This is a genomic window from Pedobacter cryoconitis, assembly GCF_014207135.1.
In the GTDB taxonomy this organism is placed as follows: domain Bacteria; phylum Bacteroidota; class Bacteroidia; order Sphingobacteriales; family Sphingobacteriaceae; genus Pedobacter; species Pedobacter cryoconitis_D.
The window spans coordinates 20707-45406 of sequence record NZ_JACHCC010000005.1 but is presented as its reverse complement, the minus strand read 5'-3'; the positions used below and the strand labels follow the sequence as shown (position 1 = coordinate 45406).

Below are 24700 nucleotides of genomic sequence, written 5' to 3'. Positions count from 1 at the left end.
TCTTATGATTTCTTTAATGCTTCTTCCCCAATACAGAGAAGGGGTTAAACGATATACCCATTTTAAAGTAAAAAGCTGGATCCGGTGTAATTTTGTATACCGGATCTGCAAATGATTCTTCTTTTTTAAATATTCTGCCAGAAGGGGTGTACTTCATTCCGCTTTTTGCAGTAATCATAAAATATTTACCAATCGCATGTTCGTAAGTCAGACCTGAATTGATGTCGAGTTGCCGGTATTCATATTTTTGATTAGTGCCGTCCAGGTTGTACAGGTAAAATGAAGTCCTGTCTAATTCTGAACCCAATGAAATTCTCCCATTGTTGTTAAACACCATTTTTCTTAAATACAGACTTCGGGGAAGTACAATGTCAGCAATTAGTCCATTATTGAATTTGTGCTCATAGGAAAAGGTAGGAAGGAATGGGGTCTGGGCACTTGGATCAATGCTAACTAAAAATCCGGCAGTCATTTTTGTACGTTGATTGGCTTTCAATACCATTGTACCTGTAAATATCCCTCTTACTCTTTCCAGATATTTGTTACTGCCATCTACTATCACACTGGAATTATAAATTATTCGCTTTCCGAATAAAGAAGAGAAATAGGTGAGGTTAAGAGATGAAAACAGGTATTGGAAATTATTAGCAATGGTGATGCTTTTCTCTGTGCCAGGCTGTACAATTTGAGCCTCTGTTGAAGTATAGCTATAGCCTAGAGTTGTACTCAAAAGCCAGGTTTTTCTTTTGATGAAGTTGATATTTGCGCTCACTTTAGCCTGTTGAAAACGGCTTATCCTACTTTCTGGTAACATATTTCCACCTTTTTCTGATTTGAAGCTATAGGGCGTGGTATAGGTGAATTCAAGGTTTAATGGACGGGTAATCGCAAATTTGTCTGTGGTAAAAGTGGCGAATTTTTTAGGAATGCTGTCTGTAATCTGGGAAAAGCAATTGATTGCTGAGACGAGCATACTCAATGTTGTCACCGTTCTTTTTATCCTGTTCATATTTTATCTTAAAATTGAAGTAGTTTGGGTAAAACTGAATACAAAGCAAGACATAATGTGAACGCACTTTTTTGTTATTATACCAGATCCCCTGGATAATATACCAGATGACTTGTATCACATACCAAATTATAAACCTGTATTTGGTATATTACAGGAACCATTTGGTATAATTTTGTCAAATGGCCCGGGGCATAGCCCTATCTTTGTCGATGTTAGAAAATCAAAATGAGAGAAGATCCGGAATTGGAGAATAGCAATCTCCAGCAGCTGATTGTTAGTGACAGATACAGGCTTTTACGTCATACTGTACTTTTACTGGTAATGTTTGTTGCGATTTTTTATTCCAATTGGCAGTCTGAATATTCCGGGCCTTATAGGTTTTACAGACTCCTATGTGTTTATGGGGGATTGATTGTAATGTGCTATGTCAATATGTTTGTATTGGTTCCTGTGTTCTTTTTTAGGGGCAGATATGTATTGTACATGCTATTTTTTTTGCTACTGATACTTCTTTGTCAGATTGCCATGTCCAACTTATTGTATGCATTCGAGATACCAAGGCCCTCTCTGGGCTACCAACATTACAGGGAGAGTGACAGGGGTTTTTATGAAGGCCTCATTATCCTGACTCCAATTATCCTGGTAACCACCATGATTAAATTATTTCAGCGCTGGACCAGAGATAATAAGCGGATAGCGGATTTGCAGAACATTACCCTGATGATGGAACTCAATGAATTGAAGAATCAGATTAACCCACATTTTCTTTTCAATATGCTCAATGGCATAAAAGCATTAGTACGAAGTGACCCAGAAAAAGCTACCCAGGTCATCATGAAGCTGTCTGAATTTCTACGCTATCAGATTTACGAGAACAATGAAGAGAAGACACCCCTTAAATCAGAAATCACTTTTTTATCGAATTTTCTAAACCTGGAAATGCTGAGAAGGGACAGGCTTTATGTTGATATTAATATTCCGGAAAACCAGGAAATATTGAACGGGATCTTTGTTCCCCCTAATTTGTTTACAACCTTTGTAGAAAATGCCGTTAAACACAGTGTGGATATTAGCGGCGGGGAACCCTATATCAGGATTAAGTTTATTCTTGTCGAAAGCCAGCTTCATTTCTTTTGTACGAATTCCAAAGATCCACTGTTTACCCCTAATGATCAAAAGAGTAGCGGATTAGGGCTTGCAAATATTAAACGCAGACTAGAGCTGTTATACAAGGAGAGTTATTCTTTGACAATAGATTCCACAGAAAACCAATTTTCAATCCTATTAAAATTGCCCTTATGAACTGTATCATTGTCGACGATGAACCACTTGCCAGAGCAGAAATGGAGGCATTGATCAACGAAGTATCTTCTATTGAAATACTAGGGAGTTTTTCAAATGCCTTGACGGCTCTTGATTTTCTAAAATCAAATCAAGTCGATCTGGTTTTTCTGGATATTGAAATGCCTATGGTCACCGGACTTGATTTTGCGGCACAATTACCCGGGGCAACACTGATCATCTTCACAACAGCTTACGCTCAGTATGCATTAAAAAGCTACGAATTTGATGCTATTGATTATTTGCTTAAACCTGTAGACAAGCACAGACTGGACAAAGCGATCAAAAAAGCAGAGGCCTATCAAAAACTGTTGTCGGACAGTCCTGAAAGAAATACCATCGAAGGTAACACGAAGGAATTTTTACTGATTAAATCAGACCGGAGATTTCATCGGATAAAATTTGAAGATATTAGATTCATTGAAGGACTGAAGGATTATGTAGTGATCCATTTAGCAGGTCAAAAGCTGATCACCGCGATGAATTTAAAAACGTTTCACCAGAAAATCCCTCAGGATGTCTTCCTGCGTGTGAGTAAATCCTATGTAGTGAACAAAAATTATATAGAATCTTTCGACTACCATACCATCTACATTGGGGGAAGTGAAATACCTTTAGGTGAGGTTTATAAAAAAGAATTCTTCACGATATACTCTGGAGGCTCAATCTCGCCTGAGATTTGAAATAGCTATTGCGACTTATTAACGGTTTAAAGTTTTATTTACTTGCAGAATACTTCTTTGGCTTTACACCGATATGCGCTTCAAACAATCTTGTAAAATGGCTAAGGTTTGAAAAACCTAAATGATAACCTACTTCAGACACCGACAAGTTTTCTTCTTTGATCAGATAGGCTGCCTGTTTCATTCTGAAAATCTGGTAATAGCTGTAAATACTGTTTCCGAAAATCTGTTTAAAAAGTCGCTTTAGTTTAGACTCACTCATCCCCGAAATTTTCACCAGTTCAGGGAGTTTCGGAGGAGTGGCAATGTCTGAAAGAAGTTTATCCTTTATCTCATAGATCTTTTTAATATCAGCAATATTTAATCTTTGCAGCGAAGTATCTTGTCTTTTTAGCAACTCCACAAATAATAAATAAATCAGTTCTTCAGCTTTTATTTTGTAATAAAGATCCTGTAATTCTTTTGAAGGATTTGCAGTGACAATATCAGTCCCAACCTCTTGTATTTGTGGCGAGATTATTTCCTCAAATAAAAACGGTTGATCACCAGAAGTTATCATTTGCAAAAGTGTATCTCCCGCTTTTGGCTTCAGCAATTCTTTTAAATAAGCTGTACCTACCGTGATCACTATTGAATTGATTTTTTTGTTGGCGGGAAGATATTCAATATTAAACCCAGTAGTGGCTACCTGCACCGATGGCAACAGTTTGATATCATCTTTTGATTGATAAATATTGTGAAAAGCAATCATAATAAATTTGTTTTCTTCATTACCGATTCCTCTGTCCAATACCCAGTCATCCTTCAGCTCATATTGCCGTACGATTAGCCTTAATCCAGGATTGATAAAAAAGCCCTTAATATAACCAGTGCCCATATCCGAAGGAATAGGTGTCACACCATTTTCCAGCTTGTCTCCAATTGCCTTTGCCGGGTCTTTTGAAACCTCACTTTTCTCTTTTGTATCTGATGTCATATGTTGACCGATTAGAACTATTCTTTGATCAAATCTAGCTATTTTGTTTTTTATCGGTCATCTATATTTGTGTTATTAATTATTCATCAATAAAAACACAAGCAGAGAAATGGAACAGCAAACTGAGAAAACGCAAGTAATAATTCTGGGCGGTGGAATTACCGGCCTCACTGCTGCGTTGTATCTGGCGCAACAAGGAGTTGACTTTATTCTGATAGAAAAACACATAGGTACTTCCATATATCCAAGAGCAAGAACTATTGATGTCAGAACGATGGAGCTATTCAGAGGACTTGGGCTTCATGAAGATTTACGTGAAGGTGGAAAATCATTAGCTCCTGCCTGGGGCATCATCCGTGGAAATAACCTGATGGAGGCTTTGCGAAATCCTGTTGGAAAAATAACCCCCGGTCAGTTAATGGAGGCACAAAAAGAATTGAAGTCCTTTGCCGAAAAATCTCCCGAAACTGTATGTCGTTGTACACAGGATATCAGTGAAGCTATCATCTGTGAAACCGCAAAAGAGCAGGGGTTAGATCTTCGTTTTTATCACCAGATGTTATCTTTCGAACAAGATGAAAATGAAGTAGCGGTTTTGGTGGAAAACAGAGTAACCGGTGAGCAATATATAATCATGGCAGACTATATGATTGCGGCAGATGGCGCTAATAGTGTGGTGAGAAAACAGTTGGATATTCCTGTATCTGGTAACGGTTCCTGGACGGATTTACTGAATATCTATTTCGAGGCCGACTTGGAGTATTTAGTGAAAGGGAGGGAGTTTAGCCAGTTTCTGATCGATACACCAGAAATAACAGGTTTTCTTTTGACCATTAACAACAAAGATAAGTGGGCATTTCATTTACGTTTCTATCCTGAAAACGGTGACACAATAGCCAGTTATCCCGAAGAAAAACTGATCACAATCCTTCGGCGTATTTTGGGTATTGCTGATCCGGAGATTTCTATTCTTAAAGTTTTACCATGGCAACTTACAGTGATAATTGCCAGCCAGATGCGTATCAATAGAATTTTTCTTGCGGGAGATGCTGCTCATACAATGACGCCTTATGCAGGCAAAGGTGCGAATGCGGGTGTCCAGGATGTACAGAATTTAGCCTGGAAACTGGCTGCAGTTTTGAAACATGGGGCAGGAGATGTCTTATTGGATACTTACCATGCTGAACGTCAGCCGGTAGGGGCCTATTATGCCAGGCTTTCAGGCGAACTGGCGGATAAAAATGGACTAATCAATAATGTATTGATGGTTACCAAAGCCAAAGATCTGATAGGATTACCGGATTATGGTTATGATTCGTCGGCCATTAAAAGAGAAGTTGATTTGCCGTTTAGTTATTTTATTGGAGAACCAGGAACGCGCGTCCCACACCTATGGCTTAATGAATCTCAGACCATATCCTCACTTGACTGGATAAGAGGCCAGTTTGTGTTAATCGCTAATAGTAACGAAGGCTGGCAGGTGGAACGTGATCAGGTGGAACAGCAGCTAAACATCAATATTCAATTAGTCACACCGAACGACGAAAATATATTGGAAAAATGGAAGGAACTTACCCATACATTACATGATGAAGCTTTACTAATCAGGCCCGATGATTTCGTCGCAGCAAAATTAACATCAGACAATCTGCTGGATGTGATGCGATCAATTTTAAGTCAATAGAACGTCTATTGACAATACTCCTTCACTAATTCCATCAATTCAATGTTTTTTCTATTTAAATGTACCTTCTGTTTTTCCAGCCAGAGTGCCTTAGTGACAACATCCTTTTGACCGGTGGAGATCATCTCCATGACCGGTGAAATGGCTGGCATCCCTGGTCCTGTTTTATGTGCTACACTTTGGACAGGATCAAGGGCTGCCTGTAACTGCTTTTCAGAAATTGTCAGCTCATGGCCTAATCGTTTCTTCGCTGCGGTCTGAATCATCTTTAAAGTAATTTGATCAGCAGTTTTCTTTTCCGTTATCGCCTGGCCAACAACTGATGCAATAACTTCATGTGCATCCCTGAAATCAAGGTTAGTGTTCCTGACCAATAGATCTGCAAGATCAGTCATCGTGGAGAAATTCTCCCTGGCATATCTGAGCATGGTTTCCTTATTAACCTGTAAGGTACTAACCACGCCGGTCATAGTATGGGTTGCAGCAAGAAGAGCATCCAGGGCCTTTGGCTCCAGCATAACCCTTACACCGCTATGCTGATATTCGATGCTATTTAGTGAGGTCAATACAGACATGAGTTGTCCTATGGTTATTGACGCAGCTTTCCGGGTTCTTTCAAGGGCATCGGGATTCTTTTTTTGAGGCATCATACTGCTTATACCAGCATAGGAGTTATTCAGCTCTACCGAGTTGTATTCATCAGTACTCCATAGCTGAATTTCCGATGCAAGACGGCTGAGATCACTCATGAAGATCGCGTTATCAGAAGCGAATTCGGCGATATGATCCCAGCCGGCAACTCCTTCTATGGTATTAACGACAAGCTGGTTAAAACCCAACAGGTCAGCAACTCTATACCTGTTTAAAGCCCAGCTCGTGCCTCCGCTTGCTCCAGAACCTAAAGGGCATTGATCAATACGCTCATAAAGCTGAAGATAGCGTTCTAAATTTTTCGCCAGGCTTTCATCAATAGCAGTTAAATAATGAGCAAGCGTACCTGGTTGCGCCTCTTTTCTATGAGTGTAAATCACCATAACAGTTTGCAGGTGATCAAGTGCTTTGGCCTGGATTGCTTTACGCAGGTTGATAACAGATTCGATTACCTCAAGTAGCTGATCACGTAAAAACAAGCGGTTTGTCGTATTGTCCAGATCATTACGACTACGACCGATATGCATTTTTCCGCCAACATTGCCAATTTCTTTGATCAGCTGTGCTTCGTAAGGAAGGTATACTTGCAGGGAGGGATTTGCGATGGCTAACTTATCGACTTTGAGCAGCCCATTAAGTATATCTTTGGCTTCTTTATGGTTGATGATCTTTTGTTCGGCCAGCATGATTACATATGCCTTATGTAATAGCATTTGATAAGGAAATGTGGCACTAACCAGATTTTTCGCACTGACTTCATAATCATAAAGTTCCTGAAATTCCGGTGCCTTTGCACCAGAAGTACGGCCAATACGGCTGGCATCCTGTAAGGTTTTACCTGAAGTGTTAATTGAACTTCCCATTGTTAAATCTTTTCCATTTAATAATTGCGCCCTCAGTTTTAATGGTAAAAACAGAGATATTCCCGCTGCTATGACAAACGGATAGTGAATTTTAAATTTCATCATGAGCACAAAGTAAGTAAAAATATTATACAAATGAAACTTGGTTGCGTTTGAATAGATTGTAATAATCTACATTCAGAACAAAAGATTAAATGTTTCTTTCACGTTCAGGATCTTCATTACTTTCGAATTTGGATCGGGTGAAAAATAATTAAGCAGGATCACCATGGTCACTTTCTGTTCCGGTAGATAAAAAGCCTTTCCTATAAATCCGTAGACATGGCCATCATGCCCCATAGCCTGACCCTGATCTGTTAACAGTTTCATCAGCCCAAGCCCATATTCTTTATAATAAGCCAGATCCGGGTTGTCAAAGAGATCGGAAGGGTCTATAGGCTTTGGTTTAAAAGTCTCCATCATATTGATCGACGGCTGTGAAAGTATTTTTCCGGTCAGCAATGCCTCTAAAAATGTTGCCACATCCTGCGAGTTTGAAATCATACCTCCATCTAAAGCACCTTCTCCACCAACAGCATCGTTATCTAAACGGGTTACTTCCAGTAAGTCGCCCGTTTTGTCTTTTTCTCTCAGATAACATTTGGTCAGTGTAGCAGGGATAATGGTACTTGCAAAGGTACTTCTAAGATGCAGTGGGTTAATAATTTTCTCTGTTACAACCTGGTAAGCTGGTTTACCCGTTACATATCTGATGACCAGCGAAAGCAACAGGTAATTGCTGTTAGAATAGGATGACCCTTGTCCTGTAGGGAATGAGGCAGGTTTATCATAAATAAATTGCAGGTAGCGCTCCGGTGGGGACTTGATAGATGTCCCATTTAAGATGCCGGTTCTCACTGTTTCATCAGTCAGATATTCCAGTATGCCCGCCGTGTGGTTCAGACATTGTTCAATTGTTGCTTCATTCGCATTAGCTATATGATCTGTAATATTTCCGGGCACGTATTTACTGATTTTATCCTTTATGTTTAGTACCCCATCTTCCTGCAATTTTAAAATGGTAGCCATTGTAAACATCTTGGTTATACTGCCAATTCGCAAGGTGTTTTCTGGCCTCATGGCAATTTTGTTCTGCACATCGGCCATGCCGCCAACCCCATTCCATATACCCTGGGGTGAGATTACTGTTACGCTAACTCCGGTGGCGCCAGCTTCCATAAATCTGTCAATGATCCGCTGGTACTTGTTGCCATTTGGATTTGGTACAGGGTTAACAGGACAATCGCTCTTTTTGCATGAGGTGGTAAAAACAATGGCCATAATCATGACTATTGTTTTGAAACAATTTTGTCTTCTCATTTTGTTGATGTTTTTAATCCGAATTTTAAAATGAGACACCGATTTGTGGTTTTACCCTTATATATTCGGTTATTATGGGGAGGATTCCGAATATTTATTTCGTAATTGCGCAATTAAGTTTAGATAATGGAGAATACAGCATATACACTTCAACGTCTGGTACCAGCACAATGGGAGGAGTATAAATCAATCAGACTTGAAGCATTGAAAACCAATCCTGAAATGTTTGGTAGCAATTACGCGAAAGAAGTAGCATACAGCCAAAATGACTGGCTATCTTTTTTAGAAAGTGATTCACGTGCCATGTTTGCTTTGTATCACGATAAATCGCTGATTGGTTTATCTGGTGTAACCCTTAAAAAAGATGATGCTACAACAGCTATTTTATTTGCATCTTTCATTAAGTTATCGCACCGTGGAAAAGGCCTGTCAAAATTATTTTATGAAGCCAGAATTGACTGGGCACGTCAAAAAAAATGCGGATCAGTTATTGTCTCTCATAGAGCTGGTAATGAATTCTCAAAAGCGGCAAATCAACGCTTTGGCTTTACATATACGCATGCCGAAGAAGTCAGCTGGCCGGATGGAGTGCGTGCGGATGAGTTGATGTATAAACTGGAATTAAGTTAGCTTATACAGCTTTTAATTTATTTCTCTGCAATTCATTAAAGACAGGCATATAATCACTTCCCCATTTTTCCATATGTGAAATAAGAGGTAATAAAGTTGCACCAAAGTCTGTTAAAAAATATTCAACCTTTGGCGGAAGTACAGGATATATAATTTTTGTGACTACACCATGATCTTCTAATTCCTTTAGATGAAGATTTAAAACACGTTTGGTTGCATCAGGATGATTTCTATGTAAGTCGCTTGGTCTTCTGATTCCTTTGGCTATTGAATCAATCAGGCATGGCTTCCATTTCCCCCCAATTATTTCCAGTGTTATGCTCATTCCGCAATTAAGATCTTTTGGAATCTTTTTTTCATACATAATAACCTCCGTTTTATCGGTACAAAAATAGAGTTAAAGTTCATAGGTGACAACGGGGATAAAATTATCCCTATATGAACCTTTTATCTGTAATTGTATGGGCTGCGCTGGGACGGTACCTTTGTTGCTTAAACTTATAAAACATGGAGATTTCGAACAGTGAAAAGGCTGCGGCCATTCAAAATAGCATAGAAACCAGTACTTTATCACAAATAGGTCTGATAAACCCAAAATCATATAAACAGCATAATGTAAATGTGGCAGATGGCTTTGATGCAATTTTAGCATTACATGATCTGATGCCGATGGAAAAAGTTTACACCAACGTGATCAGAGCATTTCAAGATGGTGATATAGGTTTTGTACATGTTGATTATTATTTATTTGAGCCTACAGTGGCTTTTGATATTCATCGGTTCGAAAATGGATTAAGTGTAGAACATTGGGACAATTTGCAGACCAACCCGAAAAGAGTCAATAAAAGCGGCAGAACAATGGTGGATGGTAAAACCAAGGCTATAGATCACCATCTGACCGAGGAAAATAAAAAATTAGCATCAACCTTCGTTAATGACGTACTTGTCGGTAAAAATTTTGATAAAGCTCAGGATTATTTTAACGGAGATGTGTTAATTCAGCATAATCCAAATATGGGAGATGGGGTGTCTGAATTCATTAAGGTTTTGAAAGATGAAGAACAAATTTACACTTCTGTACATCGGGTTTTGGGAGAAGGAAATTTTGTTCTGGTTCTCAGTGAAGGATATATGGAGAACTTACATTGTGCCTTCTATGATTTATATCGGATTGAAAACAATAAAATTATAGAGCATTGGGATGTTATTGAAGAAATTCCTTCGTTAGAAAATCAAAAAAATACAAACGGGAAATTTTGATTGGCCGGCTTGTTTGATGATGACGAAATAGTAATTTTATCCCCGGACATTAAATCCGGAACTGATTCAAATTTACTATGAAGATTATTGCTGCCCAACTGGAAGATACTGATCAGATTATGCTCATTATAGAGCAGGCTAAACATATTATGCGGAAAAATGGCAATCAAACACAATGGATCAATGGATATCCGTCAAAGGAAATTATAGAAACTGATATTCGTAATCAACATGCTTTTGTGTGTCTGGAAAATACGGAGATAGTAGGTTACTTTTGTTTTATAGAGGGAAATGATCCCGATCCAAACTATAAAGTAATTGAAGGCGGAGCCTGGTTAAATAATGCCCCTTATGGAGTAATACATCGGTTGGCTTCGTCCGGAACGGCAAAAGGAATTGCTAGAAAAGCATTCGGTTTTGCATTTAACCAGATCAGTAATGTTAGAGTTGATACCAATCATGACAATATTCCAATGCAAAATTTTCTGAAGAACAGTGGTTTCACCTATTGTGGAGTTATCTATGTAAGTGATGGAACTCCAAGGGATGCCTTTCAGAAGACATTACCGTAAATTGTGCTATCATTACCTCAAAGCAGCTATTTCATACGCTCTGGAAAGGCAGTTTCTTTGTATCAGTTAAAAATTTGATACATGGAAATATCCATCATTAATAAAATCAGAAAAAGAACAGATAGGTTTGTTGAGTCTCAGCTACTCAAAATTGGTCGGGTATTAGATGTACGGGTCTGGGAAACCGGAAATATCATTGAGGTCGATTTGCATCTGCCAATGGCGAATATAAAACGGTGGACGAGAGTGCCTTTTATTAAATTTCGTGTTTCAGAACTATGCTTCCAGGATTATACACCATTCGGTTGGGATGATGAAACGGGTACCTGCTCAATTCTTATTGATACTTCAGATAGCGGCGCAGGAAGCCGCTGGGCAAATAGTCTGCGGACCGGAGATCAGGTCTACTATCTGAAAATTGAGCATCAGGCTCAGCCACCACATTTGACAGATATGGTTGTGGGTTTGGCTGATGCAAGTAGTTTAGGATATCTTCTGGCTTTGCAGTACCTAACGCTCCCGGGCAGTCGTTTTGATGGTGCTGTATTACTGGACAGCCCGGGTGCAGGACAGTTATTCAAAGATTATTTTGATTCTCCGGTAACTATACTGGCCAACTATAATGAAATGGCTGACTGGTTAATGATGGAGGGCTTCTGTACAACACATACCTCATTTTATCTAAGCGGAACTCATAGTTTAGTTAAACCTTTGCACAAGGCATTAAAAATCTTAGGGCATACGAAAATCCATATATATGAATCTGACTTAAGCCTGTAAGATTGTTTATTTTGTTTTAACTTCGTGGTATAAACATCAATTATAATATAACAAAATTTACTTTTATTAAAGTACCATGAAAAAAATCTTACTAACGATTCTCTGTACAGGTCTGTTTTTCGTTTCCCGGGCACAGGAGACACTTCAAAGTGTAACGGACCGGGGCGCCGCGACAACAAAAACAATTTCTTTCACTTCTGGTATTGAGGCTGTAAAATTAATTGGGAACAGCTATATCTATTTTTCTAATAGTACGAATAATGTTAGAAATGGATACATTCAACATGCAGGTACTGAAATCGCCTTTCAGAATTCTACCGGAGGTTTTGGATTTAGTGGCACCGGTAACAGCTGGATCACAGGTGGTAATGTAGGAATTGGAACAACAAAGCCGCAGGTAAAACTTGATTTGGGTACTTTTGAAGGGTGTACTTTAAGATTTCAGAAAGCAACAGCTACAGGAAGCTCATTCCTTCGTTTTTATGATGAAGGTGGAATTCCTAAAGGTTATGTTGGTGTATTTGGAAAAAATAGTGATTTATATATAGATCCTGCAGATGCGAATCTGCTGGTAACAAGCGGAAATGTAGGTATAGGGACAGGTTTTCCAACAGAAAAACTTTCAGTTAAAGGTAAGATCCGTGCTCAGGAGATCAAAGTTGAAGGCAATAACTGGCCAGATTATGTCTTTGAAAATGATTACAAAAATGTATCACTTAGTGAAATTGAAAAATTCATTAAAATAAATAAACATCTTCCTGAAATGCCCTCTGTAGCACAAGTTAAAGAGGATGGAATTAGTCTGGGTGAAATGAATGCAAAGTTGCTGAAGAAGGTTGAGGAATTGACATTGCATATGATCCAGCAAGAAAAAGATATGCTTAAGCTTAAGAATGATATTAAAATACTTAAAAAGAAAAGATAGATTATCTCAAGATTCCATAATTAATAAAAGGCTTCTTCTAATCAAATAGAGGAGGCCTTTTTCATTTCTGAATTCCAGCGCAATTAAGAAAACAGGTTTTGCCTACAACATTTACGGATTAGGCTACAACCGTTGTCTGGTAGCTAAGGATATTTGTATAAGGAAAAATTAAAAATCAGATTTTATGAAAGTATTTGTTACCGGCGCTACAGGTTTTGTAGGTTCAGCCATTGTTAGGGAATTACTTCAGGCAGGTCATCAGGTACTCGGCCTTGTTCGTTCAGCGAAAGATGCGGAGTCATTGACCAGGTCTGGTGCTAAGGCTCATATAGGAAATCTTAATGATTTAGAAAGTTTGCGAATTGGCGCTGCGGCTTCGGATGGTGTGATCCATACTGCTTTCAATCATGATTTTTCACAATTTAAACAGAGTTGTGAGAATGACAGGCATATCATCACAACATTTGGTGAGGTACTTGCTGGCACTGAACGCCCCCTGATTGTTACGTCCGCTCTTGGTTTGTTGCCACAGGGAAGATTGGTCACTGAGCAGGATATAGCTGTTGCCGGTCCTAATCCACGTCTGGCATCCGAAGAAGCGGCTGATGTTGTAGCAGGCCGGGGTGTGCGTATCTCGGTTGTGCGTCTTCCTCCCTCAGTTCACGGCGATGGTGATCACGGTTTTATACCGATGCTGATTGAAGTTGCCCGTAAGCAGGGGATATCAGTATTTGAGGACGAAGGACTTAATTATTGGTCTGCTGTACACCAGCTGGATGCGGCTAAACTTTATCGGTTGGCCCTGGAAAAGGCAGCTCCGGGAGGAACCCGTTACCATGCTGTTGATGAAGAAGGTATTGCGTTCCGTTATATTGCTGAAGCGATAGGAAAGGGCCTTGGTATCCCGGTGGTGTCCAAATCAAAAGAGGAGGCCGCAGCAAACTTTGGATGGTTCGCACACTTTGCTGCAATGGATATCCGGGCCTCGGGCCATCAGACACAGCAAGAGTTGAAATGGTCTCCTTTGCAACCTGGCCTTATCGCCGACATGGAAAGTGGCAGCTATTTTTCGGCTTAAAGTATAATCAATTAATAAAACTAAATTATAGATGATGAAAACAGTTTTGATAACCGGAGCAAATAAGGGAATTGGCTTCGAAACTGCAAAGCAATTAGCACAGCTTGGGTATTACATATATGTGGGCAGCAGAAACCTTGACAATGGATTGAAAGCAGAACAGCAATTAAAAGCTGAAGGTCTTTCTAACGTAGAGGCTATTGAACTTGATGTGACAGACAGAGAATCAATTAATAGAGCAAAATCAGTGCTGGAAAATAAAATAACTGCACTGGATATCCTGATCAATAATGCCGGTATTTCTGGTGAACAGCCTCAGAATATCTCTGTCTGTGATTTAGCTATCCTGCGCCGGATTTTTGAAACCAATTATTTTGGTGCCATTCAGGTAACACAGCAGTTTCTTCCGCTGTTAAGGAAATCTGAAACGCCAGCCATTATCAACGTTTCCAGCGAAGTAGGCTCTCTTACTTTACATACGGCACCGGGGAGAAGCCCGAACTGGGATAACTTTCATGCCTATGGATCTTCCAAAACAGCGATGAATGCTTTCACAATAATGCTGGCTAACGAACTCAGCGGTACTAATTTTTGTGTTAACAGTGTTACACCGGGTTATACTGCTACTGATTTAAATAATTTTCAGGGTGTAAAAACGGTAGGGCAGGGTGCTAAAGCTATTGTAGACCTGGCAACGCAGTATCAGCCGGGAGTAACGGGTAAGTTCTTTAGAGAAGATGGTGAAGTAGCCTGGTAATTAAATTTATATTATATTGAACTATGCTAAACAAACAACCTTACCGGGTTAAATCTATCAGTGAATACCATCAGCTCCGGGGGCTGGGTAAACCAGAGCATCCATTGATCAGCGTAATAAATTATACTGATATTATACAGTCGCCCGAAAATAATAAGATCAGCTGGGTACATGATTTTTATTTTATCGCGCTGAAGAAAAATATAAATACCAAGATCAGATATGGGCAGCAGGACTATGATTTTGATGAAGGCGTTATGTTTTTTATTGCACCTGGACAGGTCTTTAAAATAGAAGTAACCAAGGTGTCTTCAGATCGGTCAGGCTGGTTTTTGCTTATTCACCCAGATTTCTTCTGGAACTTTCCTTTGGCCATATCGATCAGGAAATACGAATATTTTGGCTACTTGGTTCATGAGGCACTCTTTCTCTCACAAAAAGAAGAAGATATAATTTCGCACCTTATGCAGGATATCCAAAGGGAGTACCTCGCTAATATTGATACATTCAGTCAACAGATTATTGTTTCGCACATTGAAGTTCTGCTTAATTATGCAGACCGGTTTTACCATCGTCAGTTCATCACCCGCAGAATTGCAAATGACCAGATTCTTACTCAGGTAGAAACGTTATTAAATGCGTACTTCGATAAAAGTGCAGTAGATAAAGGTTTACCAACCGTACAGGATCTTGCGGGGCAGCTGAACGTTTCTCCGGATTATCTCAGCACCTTGTTAAGAATAACTACCGGACAAAATACACAGCAGCATATCCATGATAAACTCATTGAAAGGGCAAAACAAAGACTGTCTACTACGTTATTGTCAGTCAGTCAGATAGCCTATGAACTAGGGTTTGAGCATTCCCAGTCATTCAGTAAGCTATTCAAAACCAAAACGAGGCTTTCACCACTCGAATTCCGGAAGTCACTTAATTAAGGGTTATCTTAATGGAGGCATGGACCTCAAAAAAACCGTTTCTTATCCTCAAGAAACGGTTTTTTACTAAAAGCATATCTGGCAGTTAATTTTTCACCGAAGCATTTTCTGCCGCTTTGATAATTACACCCGCAACAATTTTAGGCTGTGACATGAAGATCACATGGCTGCCTTTTACCTCTGTCACTTTGGTATTTGAACGTTTATACATCGCACGCTGAATGTCAGGGTTGATACTTTTATCTTCAGTAGCAATCAGACCATAGGTAGGTTTGTTTCTCCATGCAGGGTTAGTAATAGGAGTAACAAATCCTTTCGCATAAAACGCCCCTTGTGAAGCATACATGAAATCGGCCTCTTCTTTACTGATATCAGCACAGAAACCAGCATGGTATTTAGCTTTGTCATAATAAACGATGCCTTTATCATCAGGAGCTAAAACACCATTTTCAGGAGCTGGAGGAGCAGTTTGTAACCATTGTAATGCTGATTCACCTTTGTCTGGCTGAAATGCAGCGATGTAAACAAGTGCCGCTACCTTTGGATGATTGCCTGCTTCAGTAATCACTGCACCGCCCCAGGAGTGCCCGGCTAATACTGCAGGGCCATCCTGTTTATCCAGGGCAAGTTTTACGGCAGCGACATCGTCTTCTAAAGAGGTTAGTGGGTTTTGAACAACGGTCACATGATAACCTTTCGCTGTAAGTTCAGTATATAATGATTTAAAACCTGAACCGTCAGCAAATGCACCGTGAACCAATACTACATTTTTAACTGTTTGTGCCTGAGCTAAATTAGCCACACCTGATACTACAGCGGTTAATACTAAACTAACCATGCCTTTTTTAATTCTGTTTTTGAATGTTGAAGTTTTCATTTTATTTTAATTGTTGTAAATGATTGAACAATACAAAGTTGCACTCAAATTTCCGGGGAGGAAATATTGCCAGTTCCCGAAGAGTTGTAATTTCTTCCCGTAGGATACTGATGCCTGTAAAAAAATAAAAAGACACTAAGGAAATTGCAGAAGAGAGACTACTGTGTCAATTCAGATGGTGCTTTATCAGTTCTGAATACCACAGGGGATTGTTTGGTATGTCGCTTAAAAAAATTACAGAAGTAAGCCGGATCATCAAAGCCCAGTTCATAGGTGATCTGTTTAACCGATTTGGTAGTATAATAGAGAAGGCGTTTGGCCTCCAGAATAATCCGGGCTTGTATTACCTGCTGTGGTGTTTTATCATGATAAAGAGAGTAGATGTTAGACAGCGTTTTTGGCGATTTATTTAATAAACCGGCGTAGTAATTAACAGTATGTTCGCTCCTGAAGTTAACTTCTACCAAAAGATTGAATTTTCTGAATATATCCAGTTTTTGGTCCTGATGTTTTTCTTCCGGAACATATTTGGCGCGGGCAAGTTTAGTTACCACGATGATTAACCGCTTCAGTAGCATAACGAGCATTTCATTTTGTATATGATGATCCTGCGTATTCAGTTCCTGGATGAAAATATCCAATAATAGCCTGAGCCGGTATAATTCCGGGTCGTCAAGACTGATAAACAGGATGTCTCCCATACCAAAAAGAAAACCTGCACAGCTGACTTCTGCATCATGGTCGATCACACAATAAAACTCTCTGTTGAATTGCCATGCAACAATATTGGCAGGCTTTTCGAAGGTGAAAGACTGGTCGAACATTAACGGAAGCAGCGTATCCGTATTGAATTCATGAGCTGCCCCATCTATGGTAACCGTTTGTTTTGGCCCCGTATTCCAGGCAATTGTGAAATACTTTTTTGCACGGTCACGGGTGTAAAAGAAACGATCGAAGTCTTCTTCACCGTTGATGAGTAATAGATCTCCACCCGTTTTCTGATCTGAGAGCGTTAACTTCATGGATAGTTTTTCTTGTATAAAGGTAGCGGAAAATTGATAAAGATTTAACTATACCTTTGTTAGGTCAGTTAAACTATTTACACCAGTAAGAGTCAGGGTAATGATAAATTAAAGAAATATGAAAAAGATAATACTTGTCATTTTAGCGGCATTCGGATTAACCTCCTGTAGTAAAAGTAATATCAACCCCCAAATTTCACCCTCACAACCGGCCAATGGAATTCCTGTATCGGTTACTATCAACCAGAATCAACCAGGATATGTAATCCCAGTAACTTTTCAAGGCTTTAGCTTTGAAGTCGGGATCTTGCCAAAATTACCTTCTTTTCTCAATGCGAACAATACGGTGTTAATTCAGCTGATCAAAAACCTCGGGTCGGGTATACTGCGTATTGGGGGGAACAGCAGTGACAAAACTTCATTAACCAATACTAATATTGATACCTTTTCTGCTTTTGCCAAAGCCACGGGCTGGCAGGTTATATTTGGCCTTAATTTAGGTAGCTATAGTCCCGATGTGGCTGCTACTGAGGCCAGTTATCTCAGTAATAGCCTTGGTAGCAGTCTGTATGTATTACAGAATGGGAATGAACCAGATCTTTTTTATAATAATGGAATTCGTAACCCTTCCTATTCTTACTCAGACTATCAGGCAGAATGGAATAATTATTTTTCAGCTATTCGTAAACTACTTCCACAAGCCCCTTTTGCCGGGCCGGATGTGTCTAATAATACAAAATGGATTAGTAGCTTCTCCGCAAATGAAAGTGCCAACGTAAAACTGATAGACGGACATTACTATAACTCAGGCCCAGGCACTAATCCAGCTATTACTTATCAGACTCTTTTAGCGCCCAATACCAGATTATCAGCTTACCTTAAAGCGCTGAATACAGCATCGTCCCAAGCTCATTTACCTTATCGTATTTCAGAATGTAATAGTATTTATGGTGGTGGTAAAGTGGGTGTAAGTAATGTATTTGCTTCTGCGTTATGGGCATTGGATTACATGTGGCAGGTGGCCGAAAACAATGGGAGTGGGGTTAATTTTCATGGTGGTAATAGTGGTTCTTACTCACCTATCGCACTAGATAATAACGTGATTACAGCCCGTCCCGAATACTATGCGATGCTGGCTTTTAAATATGGAACTACCAGTGGTACCATTGTACCGGCAACAATCAGTCAGACAAACTCCAACTGTAGTGCTTATGCCTGTACAAATGCCAGTACAACTTATCTTACCCTGATCAATAAAGATGCAGCTGATCTTTCTTTTACAGTACAACTGAGCAATGCTGCGTCTAAAATTCAGATAGCCAGACTGACAGCACCAACTATTACTTCGACAACAGGAACTACTTTTGCCGGGACCAGTGTAAATGCAGATGGAACTTATCAGACTGGTCAAACTGAAAATTATACGGTCAGTCAAAAAACTTTTATCGTGAATGTACCTGCCGGAAGTGCAGCTGTGGTAACCGTAAATTAAAACCGGACTATATAGTTTCTATGAAGGAGATATAATCCTTAGCACTTTTTTCTATTCTTTCTGTCCGGGCATTGTGTTCTGCTCCATAAAAAGTAAAGAATGATTTATAATCGGCCTTTACATAGTCGAAAGTCAGCTCAAAAGGGGCAGTCAAATGTTCCATGGTATATTTGTAGCGCCCTGAAGCGGTGTAATCTTCTTCATTGATACCTGCTGTAATGCCTAATGCGATTTTTTTATTGGCCAGCTTATAGGGGCTGGTCGAACCATATGCCCATCCGTAAGTTAATACAACGTCCAGCCATTCTTTGAAAAGCGGCGGGCAATTAAACCAATAAAAGGGGAATTGAAATATAATCTTATCATGATTCTCTATCAACTGCTGTTCTTGTTCAATATTGATTTTATCCGGGTACAAATTATGCAGATCATGTAATTCATACTTTTCCGGGTATTTTTTTAATTCTTCAATCCATCGTTTGTTAATGACAGAGTTTTCAAGATCGGGATGAATAATAATTACTAAAGTTTTCATTTATTGCTTTTCATTTGTCGGCACAAATATGAATTATGCAGCCGGGCTGGTCAATACGTGTTCAATTAATCATCTGGTGATAAATTATTCACCATGCTTTAAACTGTCCGATTGTATACTTTTATACCTTTAAGAATAAAATTATTAAGGGTATGTATCAGCGAAAGATTCCAATTGATTATGAATGCGGGTTAAGTGTTGCTATGGAAGTAGTAGGTTCTAAATGGAAATTTTGTTTACTTGATGAGATTTCGAAGGGGATAAAACGTCCCAGAGATCTGGTCAATGCGATCAATGGGATTACTAAACGGGTATTGCAGAAACAGTTAAGTGAACTGGAGTTGCATGGACTCCTGAGTAAAACAATTTATCCGGAAGTACCTTTAAGAGTAGAGTATTTTCTTACCCCATCGGGAGAGTCGCTCCTGCCTTTAATTTCGGCGGTAGATCAATGGGGTATGGGGTTTGCCTCTCAGCTGAAAGTTATATTGGAAGGAAAAGATTCAGAGATATAGATTTAAAAACAGAAGTAAATATCTTTTACCTCGGATCGTCCAAGCACTCCCCTCATAATGCCATTTTTTATCATTTTATCCTGCTTTACTTTGCAATAGAAAATAAACCCTGTTCAAAAAATGGATAACAAAATTTTTATTACCGAAGGTTTCAAAAAGATATTTGGGACTGCTGAGTTTGATGAGGCTTTTTTGCGCCAGCTATTTGACACTTCTTATATTCAGCATGTTGATGGGAAGACCATGGGTCTGGAAGAGTTTATTCAACATATGAAACTGTTGAAAGAAAGGACACAATCGATTCATGTTGATTTCAGGTCAGTTATCACAGAAGGGGAAATTGTATTCTCCAATCATGTAGTCGAGGCATTAATGAAAGATGGATCATCTTCAGTTATCCAGGTAATTGCTGAATTCAGAATTAATAATGGAAAGGTATATTATTGTGATGAGCTGACACATCTGATTTCGGGGGATGCCGCGAGCCGGGATTTAGGCTCTGCACATTAAACCTTTTTAAATGTACTGATTAAGTGAAAAAATGTACAGGTTATGAGCCTCTGTGCCTGTATATTTTTGTCCTTATGAAATCTACTGCAATTCAATCAATCGCTATAATCTTATTTTTTCTGGGATTAAGCTCAAGCTCTTATGCACAAAATAACGGCAGAATAAATGGCCGGCTGAAAGATGCCAGGACACTGGAAAGTCTGCAGTCTGCTACAGTAGTGGTTCTGGATAAAAAAACAAATGCCGTTCTGAAAGAAGCTTTGTCAGATACTAATGGTGCATTTACTTTAGATAATCTGCCCGATGGCCTACTACTTTTTAAAGTGGGTTATGTAGGTTATAAAACTTTTGTTAAGGATAGTTTAATCATTTCAGCTGGCAACCGGACTATAAATTTAGGTGATATCAAAATGAATGCCTCCGAGAGTAGCATGCTAAAAGAAGTCGCGATTACAGCTACCGGAAGCAATGAGCAGATAGGGATCACGAAGAAGAAATTTCTGGTAGAGCAAAGCCTGGTCAGTAAAGGAGGAACCGCGACAGATCTGTTGCAAAATATACCAACTATAATCGTAGACGGGGGTGGTAAAGTAAACCTGAGAGGTTCTGCCAATGTACACGTTTTAATAGACGGTAAGCCCTCCCTGATTGCAGGTGGGGATATCACACAAATACTTCAGTCCTTACCGGCGAGTTCTATAGAAAGCATTGAAGTTATTACGAACCCTTCAGCTAAATATGATGCAGAGGGAGACTCAGGGATTATTAATATCATCCTGAAAAAGAATAAAAGACTGGGATTTAATGGTTCAGTCAATGGATCTGCCGGTACGAGGGGTAATTACAACGGAGGCCTTAACTTAAGCTTTGAAAACAGTAAGGTAAACGTTTACACCAATTATGATTTTCAACGAAGCGATACATGGAGTAACGGAAGGCAGGTTATTCAGTTTCTGAACCCGGAGGGGCCTGTTGTTTATTCGGATGAAACGTTTCCGTCTGTTACGATTAATAAGATACACAATGTTAAGGCAGGTGTTGATTATTTTATCAATCCTAAAACCCAATTGAGTTTTTCGGGAGGTTTTAATTCAAACAGACTGAATAAAGATGAAACCTTAAGCATAAACCAATCTGCTGCTGATCATTCGGTTATTCAAACTATCAATAGTAAAAACCTCACAGATAGCAAGGGAACTACTTATAATCTCAATATTGATTTCGTCAAAACATTCAATAAGCCGAAGGAAGAATTAACGGTAAGTATCGGCTATGCACATGGAACAGGTAATAGCGTCCAAAGCTTTGATTCCAATACCCGGAATATCGGCGCTAATCAGCCCGATGAGCTTGTTACAGGTGTTCTTCGTCCGCTCAGTGATAACAGTAATAGTTATTACAACATACAAACCGATTATGTATTACCTATAGGAACAGGAAATCTGGATGTGGGTTATCGTAGTCAGATCCGTACTGATAACCGGAATCAACTGGTTTATAACCTCAATAACACGACTGGGAATTATGATGAATACTATACCTTGAGTAACCTTTTTTATAGTAAAGATCAGATTCATGCGCTGTATGTCAATTACCAGAACCAAATAAATAATTTTAGTTACCAGATTGGACTAAGAGGGGAGGATGCTATATTAAAGGGTAATGTCAAAGGATATGATACCACCGCGGTTCCATATACCCTTCCGGTCAAAGTAATCAATACCAGGTTATATCCGAGCGTAACCCTTATACAAAAACTAGGGGGTGATCAGCAGCTGCAATTCAATTATGCAAGAAGGGTTACCCGTCCAAGTCCCCGTAATTATAGCCCTATTCCTGATATTTCCGATCCTGTCAACTACGATGTGGGTAATCCCAATATCTTACCTCAGGATATTCATGCATTTGAATTCGGATATAGCAGGAACTGGAGCAAAGTAAATCTTACTTCAAGTCTTTACTATCGTATAACCAATGACTTTATTCAGCACCTTGAAACCGGGCCGGTAAACGGGATTATTACGACTATCTCTGAGAATATCCCACATGCTTATACAGGAGGTCTTGAAATTATCGGTCGTTTCAGATTCATAAAGGGATGGGATTTTACGTTGAATACAAACCTGTACGAGAATAAAACGGATGCCGCACCAGTCTATGGGATTGCTAAAAGCAGCGGGTTTAGCTGGAATGTCAACCTCACCAATAATTTCCTGATCACAAAGAATATCTCTCTTCAGCTGCGGGGAGATTATCAGGCGGCCAATGTGATAGCTCAGGACAGCAACCATGCAATTTATGGCATTGATGCCGGAACAAAAATCAGCATCCTTAAAAACAAAGCATTTATTACAATCAACGGACGGGATATTTTGAATACCCGAAAGTGGAGCTTTACAAGAACAAGTAATGATGTGTTACTTGATTTTGAAAGGAGGACTATCCGGGCAAGAGCAAGCGTCAGCCTTACCTATAACTTTGGAAAAGATATTTTTAAAGCAAAGAAAATAGAGCATAGTACTGAACATCAGGAGAACTAATACAAATTTAAACTGTGTTGACGTTTTATCTGTAACTTTAAGTACTATGGCCAGAGAATATTTATATGATCCCTTCGAGATTGATTTCAGGAAACTGGAAGTGTTTCCTACATCAGTTTATAAAAATAACTTTTTCAAGCTCATCTATATCATAGACGGAACGGGTGTTCAGTTTATGAACAAACACCATTTTAACTATCGTAAGGGGAACATGTTTTTAATTACACCTGCGGATAGCTATTCATTTAAAATAGAGAAGGAAACTTCATTTTTCTTTTTAAACTTCAATGATGTTTATATCAAGCCTAAAGCCAATAAAGACAATGACTGGATACAACATATGGAAAATATACTCCAGAATGCCAGTCACAGGCCCGGGTGTATTTTAAAAAATGCAGCAGATAAGCCAGTTGTAGCCTCTTTGGTAGACTGTATTGATAAGGAAAATACTTACGGACAGATCTATTGTAACAAAATCATCCAGCAGATTGTAAATACACTAATACTTATCGTAGCCAGGAATATTGCCCTTAAGCTGCCTAAAAATGTCAAAGAAAGTACCGGAGAGGCGGTATTGGATATTTTGCATTATATCCAGGAGAATATATTTGAACAGGAAAAATTAAGAGTAGAAAAGATGGGTAATCAATTAGGTATTTCCCTGAGTTATTTAGGCCGTTATTTTAAGAAACAGACAGGAGAAACCTTACAACAGTACATCTCCAACTACAAATTAAGATTGATCGAGTCCAGACTTTTAAATAGCGATATGCGGATTAACGAGATTGCTTTTGAACTTAATTTTACTGATGAAAGCCATCTGAACAGGGCTTTTAAAAAACATAAAGGAGTAAGCCCGTCCGAGTATAGAAAGAAGTTCGCGTAAGGGACAATCGCGGAATTATCGAAGTAAGATTTTAAGTTTATTGAATCATAGCTTTCTCTGGTGAACAACTTTTTCAATTTTTTCAGGAAAAAGGCCATCTGCCCAAGTGAAATAGTTTTTTCGTAAACGGCTAACTTATTCTTTCATGGGCTTGTAATCTTCTAACTCCATCATTCAGAAAAGTACAGAATAAGTGAAGAATTATACAACGGCGGCGAAAGGCTGCCGTTTACTTTTGTTATGGTCTTTAGCACAGAAATAAAGACATTTTGTAACACCAGTAAATAATTTTTTATGAAAAAAATCAGAAATATCCTGTTCCTGTCTTTAATGGTAACGGTAATCTCGACCGGAGCATTTGCTCAAAACAAAAAGCCAAGGGTAAGCCCGCCCGAAACAGCAACAGGGATGATTAAAAAAGCAACTATCACGATTCATTACAGTAGCCCTTCAGTGAAGGACCGTAAGATATGGGGAGGACTAGTTCCTTATGATTCTGTATGGCGGGCAGGTGCTAATGAGGCTACTACTTTTGAAACTACCAGAGATATCAAGGTACAAGGGAAATTGTTACCTGCTGGGAAATATGCTTTCTTTCTGATCCCGAAGGAAAATGATCAGTGGATAGCTGTATTCAATAATGTTCCCATACAGTGGGGTGCTTTCAAATATGACCAGTCAAAGGATCAGTTACGTGTAACTGTAAAACCAAAGAAAGCAGCTATGAAACAGGAAATGTTAGTGTATCATATCACCTCTGGTGGTTTCTTATTGGATTGGGAAAATCTATCTGTACCTGTTTCTATTAAATAAA

Annotated in this window: 25 protein-coding genes; 17 read left to right on the top strand and 8 right to left on the bottom strand. The window is 39.1% G+C overall.

Features of this window, described 5'->3' with window-relative positions:
- Positions 1–13: 13 nt before the first annotated feature.
- Positions 14–1009, bottom strand: a complete 996-nt coding sequence (locus HDF25_RS09855) for a DUF6268 family outer membrane beta-barrel protein (protein ID WP_184624589.1) — start codon at positions 1007–1009, stop codon at positions 14–16.
- 528 nt (positions 1010–1537) lie between these two features.
- Here HDF25_RS09855 and HDF25_RS09850 point away from each other — a divergent pair.
- Positions 1538–2314, top strand: a complete 777-nt coding sequence (locus HDF25_RS09850; RefSeq protein ID WP_260409351.1) for a sensor histidine kinase — start codon at positions 1538–1540, stop codon at positions 2312–2314.
- Positions 2311–3036: a LytR/AlgR family response regulator transcription factor gene (locus tag HDF25_RS09845; protein WP_184624587.1), complete on the top strand. Its 726-nt coding sequence runs from the start codon at positions 2311–2313 to the stop codon at positions 3034–3036. The genes HDF25_RS09850 and HDF25_RS09845 overlap by 4 nt, the downstream gene beginning before the upstream one ends.
- A gap of 34 nt (positions 3037–3070) precedes the next feature.
- Here HDF25_RS09845 and HDF25_RS09840 read toward each other — a convergent pair whose 3' ends face one another.
- Positions 3071–4012 (bottom strand): helix-turn-helix domain-containing protein, encoded by a 942-nt coding sequence (locus HDF25_RS09840; protein WP_184624586.1) that lies wholly within the window; start codon positions 4010–4012, stop codon positions 3071–3073.
- 109 nt (positions 4013–4121) lie between these two features.
- Here HDF25_RS09840 and HDF25_RS09835 point away from each other — a divergent pair, with 109 nt between their 5' ends.
- Complete coding sequence (locus tag HDF25_RS09835) at positions 4122–5696, top strand: FAD-dependent oxidoreductase (RefSeq protein ID WP_184624585.1); 1575 nt, start codon at positions 4122–4124, stop codon at positions 5694–5696.
- 5 nt (positions 5697–5701) lie between these two features.
- On the opposite strand, the gene argH is transcribed toward HDF25_RS09835, so the two are convergent.
- Entirely contained in the window at positions 5702–7315 is a 1614-nt protein-coding gene (argH, locus tag HDF25_RS09830; RefSeq protein ID WP_184624584.1) for an argininosuccinate lyase, read from the bottom strand.
- Positions 7316–7387: 72 nt separating this feature from the next.
- A complete protein-coding gene (locus HDF25_RS09825; RefSeq protein ID WP_184624583.1) occupies positions 7388–8569 on the bottom strand; it encodes a serine hydrolase domain-containing protein in 1182 nt (393 codons plus the stop codon).
- Between the two features lie 126 nt (positions 8570–8695).
- Here HDF25_RS09825 and HDF25_RS09820 point away from each other — a divergent pair, with 126 nt between their 5' ends.
- Positions 8696–9199 (top strand): GNAT family N-acetyltransferase, encoded by a 504-nt coding sequence (locus HDF25_RS09820; RefSeq protein WP_184624582.1) that lies wholly within the window; start codon positions 8696–8698, stop codon positions 9197–9199.
- A gap of 1 nt (position 9200) precedes the next feature.
- Here the strand turns inward: HDF25_RS09820 and HDF25_RS09815 are convergent, their stop codons facing one another.
- A complete protein-coding gene (locus HDF25_RS09815) occupies positions 9201–9563 on the bottom strand; it encodes a winged helix-turn-helix transcriptional regulator (protein WP_184624581.1) in 363 nt (120 codons plus the stop codon).
- 143 nt (positions 9564–9706) lie between these two features.
- Here HDF25_RS09815 and HDF25_RS09810 point away from each other — a divergent pair, with 143 nt between their 5' ends.
- From HDF25_RS09810 to HDF25_RS09780, 7 genes are all read left to right on the top strand, one after another.
- Positions 9707–10459: a hypothetical protein gene (locus HDF25_RS09810; RefSeq protein ID WP_184624580.1), complete on the top strand. Its 753-nt coding sequence runs from the start codon at positions 9707–9709 to the stop codon at positions 10457–10459.
- A 77-nt stretch (positions 10460–10536) separates the two neighbouring features.
- Entirely contained in the window at positions 10537–11031 is a 495-nt protein-coding gene (locus HDF25_RS09805; RefSeq protein WP_184624579.1) for a GNAT family N-acetyltransferase, read from the top strand.
- An 81-nt stretch (positions 11032–11112) separates the two neighbouring features.
- The gene (locus HDF25_RS09800) at positions 11113–11811 is read left to right on the top strand and encodes a hypothetical protein (protein ID WP_184624578.1); all 699 of its coding nucleotides are present in this window, start codon (positions 11113–11115) and stop codon (positions 11809–11811) included.
- A gap of 76 nt (positions 11812–11887) precedes the next feature.
- Complete coding sequence (locus HDF25_RS09795; RefSeq protein ID WP_184624577.1) at positions 11888–12736, top strand: tail fiber protein; 849 nt, start codon at positions 11888–11890, stop codon at positions 12734–12736.
- Positions 12737–12920: 184 nt separating this feature from the next.
- Positions 12921–13814 carry an SDR family oxidoreductase gene (locus tag HDF25_RS09790; protein ID WP_184624576.1) on the top strand — a complete coding sequence of 298 codons (894 nt, stop codon included), beginning with the start codon at positions 12921–12923 and terminating at the stop codon, positions 13812–13814.
- A 31-nt stretch (positions 13815–13845) separates the two neighbouring features.
- The gene (locus HDF25_RS09785; RefSeq protein ID WP_260409350.1) at positions 13846–14571 is read left to right on the top strand and encodes an SDR family oxidoreductase; all 726 of its coding nucleotides are present in this window, start codon (positions 13846–13848) and stop codon (positions 14569–14571) included.
- A 23-nt stretch (positions 14572–14594) separates the two neighbouring features.
- Positions 14595–15509: a helix-turn-helix domain-containing protein gene (locus HDF25_RS09780; protein ID WP_184624575.1), complete on the top strand. Its 915-nt coding sequence runs from the start codon at positions 14595–14597 to the stop codon at positions 15507–15509.
- Positions 15510–15594: 85 nt separating this feature from the next.
- Here the strand turns inward: HDF25_RS09780 and HDF25_RS09775 are convergent, their stop codons facing one another.
- Positions 15595–16386, bottom strand: a complete 792-nt coding sequence (locus HDF25_RS09775) for an alpha/beta hydrolase (protein WP_184624574.1) — start codon at positions 16384–16386, stop codon at positions 15595–15597.
- Positions 16387–16544: 158 nt separating this feature from the next.
- Positions 16545–17408 carry an AraC family transcriptional regulator gene (locus HDF25_RS09770; RefSeq protein WP_184624573.1) on the bottom strand — a complete coding sequence of 288 codons (864 nt, stop codon included), beginning with the start codon at positions 17406–17408 and terminating at the stop codon, positions 16545–16547.
- A 118-nt stretch (positions 17409–17526) separates the two neighbouring features.
- On the opposite strand from HDF25_RS09770, the gene HDF25_RS09765 reads away from it, so the two are divergent.
- Positions 17527–18900 carry a glycosyl hydrolase family protein gene (locus HDF25_RS09765; protein WP_184624942.1) on the top strand — a complete coding sequence of 458 codons (1374 nt, stop codon included), beginning with the start codon at positions 17527–17529 and terminating at the stop codon, positions 18898–18900.
- Positions 18901–18907: 7 nt separating this feature from the next.
- Here the strand turns inward: HDF25_RS09765 and HDF25_RS09760 are convergent, their stop codons facing one another.
- Positions 18908–19435, bottom strand: a complete 528-nt coding sequence (locus HDF25_RS09760) for an NAD(P)H-dependent oxidoreductase (protein WP_184624572.1) — start codon at positions 19433–19435, stop codon at positions 18908–18910.
- A 152-nt stretch (positions 19436–19587) separates the two neighbouring features.
- Here HDF25_RS09760 and HDF25_RS09755 point away from each other — a divergent pair, with 152 nt between their 5' ends.
- From HDF25_RS09755 to HDF25_RS09735, 5 genes are all read left to right on the top strand, one after another.
- On the top strand, positions 19588–19950 hold the full coding sequence (locus HDF25_RS09755; RefSeq protein ID WP_184624571.1) for a winged helix-turn-helix transcriptional regulator: 363 nt from the start codon (positions 19588–19590) through the stop codon (positions 19948–19950).
- Positions 19951–20070: 120 nt separating this feature from the next.
- Entirely contained in the window at positions 20071–20460 is a 390-nt protein-coding gene (locus tag HDF25_RS09750; RefSeq protein WP_184624570.1) for a nuclear transport factor 2 family protein, read from the top strand.
- Between the two features lie 74 nt (positions 20461–20534).
- Positions 20535–23000: an outer membrane beta-barrel family protein gene (locus HDF25_RS09745; RefSeq protein ID WP_184624569.1), complete on the top strand. Its 2466-nt coding sequence runs from the start codon at positions 20535–20537 to the stop codon at positions 22998–23000.
- Positions 23001–23046: 46 nt separating this feature from the next.
- On the top strand, positions 23047–23886 hold the full coding sequence (locus tag HDF25_RS09740) for an AraC family transcriptional regulator (RefSeq protein WP_184624568.1): 840 nt from the start codon (positions 23047–23049) through the stop codon (positions 23884–23886).
- Positions 23887–24180: 294 nt separating this feature from the next.
- Entirely contained in the window at positions 24181–24699 is a 519-nt protein-coding gene (locus HDF25_RS09735) for a DUF2911 domain-containing protein (RefSeq protein WP_184624567.1), read from the top strand.
- The last annotated feature ends 1 nt before the right edge of the window (position 24700 follow it).

What these genes read in the sequence shown, in the direction of transcription:
- HDF25_RS09855 (WP_184624589.1), bottom strand. Translation starts at nt 1,009, where the DNA reads ATGAACAGGATAAAAAGAACGGTGACAACATTGAGTATGCTCGTCTCA.
- HDF25_RS09850 (WP_260409351.1), top strand. Translation starts at nt 1,538, where the DNA reads ATGTCCAACTTATTGTATGCATTCGAGATACCAAGGCCCTCTCTGGGC.
- HDF25_RS09845 (WP_184624587.1), top strand. Translation starts at nt 2,311, where the DNA reads ATGAACTGTATCATTGTCGACGATGAACCACTTGCCAGAGCAGAAATG.
- HDF25_RS09840 (WP_184624586.1), bottom strand. Translation starts at nt 4,012, where the DNA reads ATGACATCAGATACAAAAGAGAAAAGTGAGGTTTCAAAAGACCCGGCA.
- HDF25_RS09835 (WP_184624585.1), top strand. Translation starts at nt 4,122, where the DNA reads ATGGAACAGCAAACTGAGAAAACGCAAGTAATAATTCTGGGCGGTGGA.
- argH (WP_184624584.1), bottom strand. Translation starts at nt 7,315, where the DNA reads ATGATGAAATTTAAAATTCACTATCCGTTTGTCATAGCAGCGGGAATA.
- HDF25_RS09825 (WP_184624583.1), bottom strand. Translation starts at nt 8,569, where the DNA reads ATGAGAAGACAAAATTGTTTCAAAACAATAGTCATGATTATGGCCATT.
- HDF25_RS09820 (WP_184624582.1), top strand. Translation starts at nt 8,696, where the DNA reads ATGGAGAATACAGCATATACACTTCAACGTCTGGTACCAGCACAATGG.
- HDF25_RS09815 (WP_184624581.1), bottom strand. Translation starts at nt 9,563, where the DNA reads ATGTATGAAAAAAAGATTCCAAAAGATCTTAATTGCGGAATGAGCATA.
- HDF25_RS09810 (WP_184624580.1), top strand. Translation starts at nt 9,707, where the DNA reads ATGGAGATTTCGAACAGTGAAAAGGCTGCGGCCATTCAAAATAGCATA.
- HDF25_RS09805 (WP_184624579.1), top strand. Translation starts at nt 10,537, where the DNA reads ATGAAGATTATTGCTGCCCAACTGGAAGATACTGATCAGATTATGCTC.
- HDF25_RS09800 (WP_184624578.1), top strand. Translation starts at nt 11,113, where the DNA reads ATGGAAATATCCATCATTAATAAAATCAGAAAAAGAACAGATAGGTTT.
- HDF25_RS09795 (WP_184624577.1), top strand. Translation starts at nt 11,888, where the DNA reads ATGAAAAAAATCTTACTAACGATTCTCTGTACAGGTCTGTTTTTCGTT.
- HDF25_RS09790 (WP_184624576.1), top strand. Translation starts at nt 12,921, where the DNA reads ATGAAAGTATTTGTTACCGGCGCTACAGGTTTTGTAGGTTCAGCCATT.
- HDF25_RS09785 (WP_260409350.1), top strand. Translation starts at nt 13,846, where the DNA reads ATGATGAAAACAGTTTTGATAACCGGAGCAAATAAGGGAATTGGCTTC.
- HDF25_RS09780 (WP_184624575.1), top strand. Translation starts at nt 14,595, where the DNA reads ATGCTAAACAAACAACCTTACCGGGTTAAATCTATCAGTGAATACCAT.
- HDF25_RS09775 (WP_184624574.1), bottom strand. Translation starts at nt 16,386, where the DNA reads ATGAAAACTTCAACATTCAAAAACAGAATTAAAAAAGGCATGGTTAGT.
- HDF25_RS09770 (WP_184624573.1), bottom strand. Translation starts at nt 17,408, where the DNA reads ATGAAGTTAACGCTCTCAGATCAGAAAACGGGTGGAGATCTATTACTC.
- HDF25_RS09765 (WP_184624942.1), top strand. Translation starts at nt 17,527, where the DNA reads ATGAAAAAGATAATACTTGTCATTTTAGCGGCATTCGGATTAACCTCC.
- HDF25_RS09760 (WP_184624572.1), bottom strand. Translation starts at nt 19,435, where the DNA reads ATGAAAACTTTAGTAATTATTATTCATCCCGATCTTGAAAACTCTGTC.
- HDF25_RS09755 (WP_184624571.1), top strand. Translation starts at nt 19,588, where the DNA reads ATGTATCAGCGAAAGATTCCAATTGATTATGAATGCGGGTTAAGTGTT.
- HDF25_RS09750 (WP_184624570.1), top strand. Translation starts at nt 20,071, where the DNA reads ATGGATAACAAAATTTTTATTACCGAAGGTTTCAAAAAGATATTTGGG.
- HDF25_RS09745 (WP_184624569.1), top strand. Translation starts at nt 20,535, where the DNA reads ATGAAATCTACTGCAATTCAATCAATCGCTATAATCTTATTTTTTCTG.
- HDF25_RS09740 (WP_184624568.1), top strand. Translation starts at nt 23,047, where the DNA reads ATGGCCAGAGAATATTTATATGATCCCTTCGAGATTGATTTCAGGAAA.
- HDF25_RS09735 (WP_184624567.1), top strand. Translation starts at nt 24,181, where the DNA reads ATGAAAAAAATCAGAAATATCCTGTTCCTGTCTTTAATGGTAACGGTA.